We start from the raw sequence: 5,094 nt of genomic DNA on the forward strand, positions 1-5,094 counted from the left end.
GTCTGGGCGTTCTGGGCGGCTTCCACTTCAATGACCGCAAGTTCGCTGACGACGACCTCACCATCGGATCGATCGATCCATACCAGGTCTTCCGCATCTTCCACGAGATTCTGAGCTACAAGACCTGGAACGAGGTCCACGAAGACCAGATCGCCTACATGATCGACCAGAGCCATAACCTCAAGGGCAAGATGGAGGCCATGGTACAGACTGTCATGCAGGCGCAGGAGCTCTTCGCCCGCGCCGCCCTGGTGGACCAGCATCTGCTCGCCGAGCTGCAGGACGCCTGCAAGCTGGTCGAGGCCGAAGAGCACTTCCGCGGCTGTTTCTATACCGACATCCGCCCCATGGTTGCCGAGTGGCGCCAGTCGCGCGGTTTACCCGCAAATCCCCTCGAAGCCCTGCGTACCAGCGGCTACGTGGCGAAGATTACCGAAGAGCGGGCGGCAAAAAACAGCAATACCCAGAGCTCTTACGCCTAACCCGCATCATCGCCCTAGGCGGCTCTATGATGGTTCCTTCATAATGGAAGGCACCTGAACGTGGCACCCAAAGGCAAAAGCCGGCAGCTCTACCTGATCCCTGTTCTCTCCAAGGCCCTCGACATCCTCGAGATGCTGCAGCAGAGCCAGGGCATGACGCTCGAATCCATTCACAAGCAGACGGGCATCTCCAAGACCACCGTCTACCGCATCCTGAAGAGCTTCGTGCATCGCGGTTACGTCTCGCAGAGCGCTGACGGCGCCTACCGCCATGTCACCCGGCAAAAGAAGCTGCGTTTCGGCTTCGGCAGCCAGAGCAGCGAAATGCCCTTCGCCATCGCCGTCGAAAAGAGCCTGCGCAAAGCCGCGGCCGCTGTCGGCGTCGATCTGCTGGTGCTGGACAACTCCTACGACGGCGCCACCGCCGTCGCCAATGCCGAAAAGTTTGTGCAGAGCAAGGTCGATGTCGTGATCGAGTGCCAGATCGACCAGCACGTAGCGCCCATCATCGCCGACCGCATCGCAGCGGCCAACATCCCCATGATCGCGGTCGACATCCCTCACCCGCACGCCATCTACTTCGGAGTCGATAACTATCGCGTCGGCTATGCCGTAGGCGAGGTCCTCGCCGAACATGCCCTCGAGCGCTGGAAGGGCAAGATCGACTGGATCATTGGCCTCGATCTCGCTGAAGCAGGCCCCATGGTACAGAGCCGCATCACAGGCGTCTTCGAAGCCCTGCGCAACCGTCTGCCCGAAACGCCGGTGGAATGCTTCGTGCGCATCGACACCCGAGGCCTGCGCGATAAAAGCTCCACGGCAGTCCTCGAGTTCCTCAAACGCCACCCGAAAGACCGCCGCATCCTGATCGCAGCGGCCAACGACACCGCCGCTCTCGGCGCTATCGACGCCGTCCGCAAGCTGGGCCGCGAGAAGCAGGTCGCCGTCGCCGGCCACGACTGCGTAGAAGAGATGATCGCCGAGCTCCGCCGCAACGATTCTCCGGTCGTCGCCTCCGTCTCCCACGAGGTCTCACAGTACGGCGAATACCTGATGCGCCTGGGCCTCTCCCTGCTGCGCGGCGAGATCGTGCCCCCCTACAACTTCACGCAGTACGAAGTAGTCACCCGCGAGAACCTGCCCGCCTCCGGCTCCTAGCACCCCAACCGACAACTTCGGACTGAACTTTAAAGCCAATGCACTGGGTGCCCCATCCATCGCGCATCGGGGTCCCCGACCAACTTATTGGTTGGGGTGAATAGCGATGGGTGGGAGATTCGAGCGAAGCTCGAACCGTCCTTCTGTGGATGTTCATGCCACCTGGGGCCCCGCCCTCGCAACGCTAGGGCGGGTAAGGATGGCACAACTCTCCAAACGACCATAGATCAAATACTGTCATCGCAATCGCCGACGTGAACACTTCCAGAAACTGTTTACCTATTGACACTGGCATGTCAGGTTCACTAGAGTTCGCACCTGAGGGAGTAAGCTCGCCAGCATGAAATCTCTACCCTGCAAACAGCTGCTCCTGCCGGCAGCTGCCTTGGCTTTTGCCTGCTGCCACGTCTCTGCCTACGCGCAAGCGGCACCATCTCTGCAAGCCATCCAACAGGGATTTCTGAATCCACCCAACGAAGCCAAACCCATGGTGCGCTGGTGGTGGTTCGGCCCCGCGGTCGAGAAGCCCGAGATCCTGCGCGAGCTGCAGCAGATGAAGGCCGATGGCATCGGTGGAGCAGAGCTCGCCTTCGTCTATCCCGAGGTCCTCGACGATCCTGCGCGCGGCCTGAAGAACTTTACCTTTCTTTCTCCAGAAATGCTCGATGCCGTGCAATACGCCCAGGCAGAGGGCCGCAAACTTGGCCTGCGCATTGATGTCACCCTCGGCAGCGGCTGGCCCTACGGCGGCCCTACCGTCACGCTGCACAACGCCGCTACACGCCTGCGCACCATCGTTGCGGCTCTGCCTGCGGGATCCGCCAGCACGCCGCTGCCCGCATTGAAAGAGGGCGAGAGCCTCATCTACGCCGCTGTAGTGAACGGCACGCAGTCGAAGTGGGATGCCTCCACCTCGTCGCTCGCAACCATTGACTCTGAAGCTGCAAAGGTCACCCCTGCGGACACGCCACGCGTCATCCTCTTCTTTGTGCAGAGCCACACCGGCCAGATGGTGAAGCGCGCCGCCGTCGGCGCTGAAGGCTGGGTGCTCGATCCGTTCAGCAAGGAAGCCGTCGCCACCCACCTGAAGACCGTGGGAGAGCCGCTCGTCAAAGCCTTCGGCGACACTCCTCCTTACGCCATCTTCTCCGACTCGCTCGAAGCCTACGGAGCCGACTGGACACCGACGCTTCCCGAGGAGTTCCGCAAGCGCCGCGGCTACGATCTGCTGCCACACCTACCGGAGCTGGTGGCAGGCGATACCCCCAACGCCGCAAACATTCGCCATGACTGGGGCAAAACGTTGACCGAGCTGGTGAACGAAGCCTATCTGGTGCAGATCAACGACTGGGCCAACCAGCACGGCACGAAGTTCCGTTCGCAGACCTACGGCGAGCCGGCCGTATCGCTCTCGAGCCAGAGGCTGGTCGTCCTGCCCGAAGGTGAAGGCCCGCAGTGGCGCGCCTTTTCGACGCTGCGCTGGGCCAGCTCCGGCAATCATCTCCTCGGCAACAACGTCACCTCCGGCGAGACTTTTACCTGGCTACACTCGCCCGTCTTCCGCGCGACCCCGCTCGACATGAAGGCCGAGGCCGACATCGACTTCATCATGGGCGAGAACCAGCTCATCTTCCACGGCTGGCCTTACTCAGCGCCGCAGGCCGGTGAGCCCGGATGGTCGCTCTACGCCGCCGCCGTCTTCAACGATCACAATCCGTGGCATCCGGTCATGCCAACGGTGAATAACTACATCGCCCGCCTGAGCTACCTGATGCGCCAGGGCAAGCCCGCAAACCAGGTCGCCGTTCTGTTGCCGACCGACGATGCATGGGCAGCATTCAAGCCCTCCAAGGTAACCGTCACCGGAGCGATGCAGGACCTGCTTCCCAAGGAGATGCTGGGCGCCATCCTCTCCGCGGGCTATAACTTCGACTTCACCGATGCCGAAGCGATTGACACCCTGGGCGTGCAACACAGCATTCTGCTGCTGCCTCCAACGACGCGCATCCCTGTCGCCACACTGCGCAAAATCGCAGCCTTTAAGGCAGCCGGCGGCAAAGTGGTCGCCTTCGGCCACACGCCCACACTCACCTCTGAAGGCAAGTCTTCCGGTGAACTCACGCAGCTGGCCTCCCAACTCTTTCCTGCCGCCGCCAACACAGCAGCCGAGTTGACAACGGCTCTGCACCAGGCTGCAGCTCCAGATCTCAGCTTCGAGACCGCAGAGTTCGACCGCAATGCGATCGGCTTCATCCGCCGCAAGCTTCCGACCGGCGATATCTACTTCCTGACCAACACCAGCAACCGCGAGATCAAAGCGACCGTCAGCTTCGCCACCAGCTATACCTCAGGCGCTGCGCTCGATCCGGAAACCGGCCATGCACTGCCCGGCACGCTCACGCCGAAGAAGATCACACTGACACTGGCTCCTTACGAGTCAAGGACGTATCTCTTCGGCAATAGCGTCACCGCGGCCAAAACCACAACGACAGCACCGACTGCTCCCATCGATCTCAGCCACGACTGGAGTGTCAGCTTCACCGGCACCGGCAAGACCGAGACACAACACACGCTTGCTGACTGGACGTCGAACGAAGTCACGTCGCACTACTCCGGCGAGGCCGTCTACTCGCGCAGCTTCCAGATCGAGAAAGCTCCGCCCTCAGGCGTATATCTCGCCATCACCGGCGGCAGTGCAGAGCTTGGAGCCCCCGACGCTCCACCGACTGCCGAGAAACGTGAGGGCATTCCCAATCCCCTGCTCACACGTACCGGCCCCGGCACGCACGCCTGGTACAACCCACCGGTGCGCGAAGGTGCATTGGTCGTCATCAACAGTAAGCCTGCGGGCGCGCTGTGGCACCCGCCCTATCGCCTGGACATCGCTTCCCTGTTGCAGCCGGGCGAGAACAAGATCGAGATCCATGTCTACAACACCGCGCTCAATGCCTGGGCCGCACAGCCTCCGCATGACTACAGGCCGCTGATCGCCAAATACGGCGACCGCTTCCAGATGCAGGATCTCAATAAGGTCAAGTCACTTCCATCAGGCATTCTCGGCAACATCGAACTCGTATTTGAAGCGCAGCGATAACAGGAAACTCGCATGAAGAAGACACTTCTTTCCCTCCTCGCTTTGGCCTGCACCACCGTCTCTGCCACGGCAGCAACCTTCTCTGTCGCCAAATACGGAGCCAAGGGCGACAGCGTCACGCTGAACACCAAGGCCATTCAGAGCGCCATCGATGATGCGGCGAAACACGGCGGCACCGTTACCTTCCCCGCCGGCACGTATCTGACTGGCGCCATCTTTGTGAAGTCTGGCGTCACGCTGCAGATCGACAAAGGCGTCACCATCCAGGGATCTCAGAAGCTCGAAGACTATCCCATGCGTCCTACACGCGTTGCCGGGATTGAAATGACCTGGCCGGCGGCGCTGATCAATGTCTACCAG

At 61.3% G+C, this 5,094-nt stretch carries 3 protein-coding genes and 1 pseudogene; all 4 read left to right on the forward strand.

What is annotated here, in order from left to right; genetic code table 11:
• Positions 1-482, forward strand: a pseudogene (locus AB4043_RS13860) (sugar isomerase); the annotation flags it as partial.
• A gap of 60 nt (positions 483-542) precedes the next feature.
• Complete coding sequence (locus AB4043_RS13865) at positions 543-1,640, forward strand: substrate-binding domain-containing protein (RefSeq protein ID WP_442301963.1); 1,098 nt, start codon at positions 543-545, stop codon at positions 1,638-1,640.
• Between the two features lie 340 nt (positions 1,641-1,980).
• Complete coding sequence (locus tag AB4043_RS13870; protein ID WP_442301962.1) at positions 1,981-4,734, forward strand: glycosyl hydrolase; 2,754 nt, start codon at positions 1,981-1,983, stop codon at positions 4,732-4,734.
• Positions 4,735-4,746: 12 nt separating this feature from the next.
• Positions 4,747-5,094, forward strand: a 348-nt coding sequence (locus AB4043_RS13875) for a glycosyl hydrolase family 28-related protein (protein WP_442307303.1), incomplete at its 3' end; no start/stop codon positions are given.

It is taken from the genome of Terriglobus sp. YAF25, from assembly GCF_052113305.1.
Taxonomy (GTDB): Bacteria; Acidobacteriota; Terriglobia; order Terriglobales; family Acidobacteriaceae; genus Terriglobus.

Coding starts and splice junctions, on each gene's coding strand:
- AB4043_RS13870 (WP_442301962.1), top strand. CDS start 1,981: ATGAAATCTCTACCCTGCAAACAGCTGCTCCTGCCGGCAGCTGCCTTG.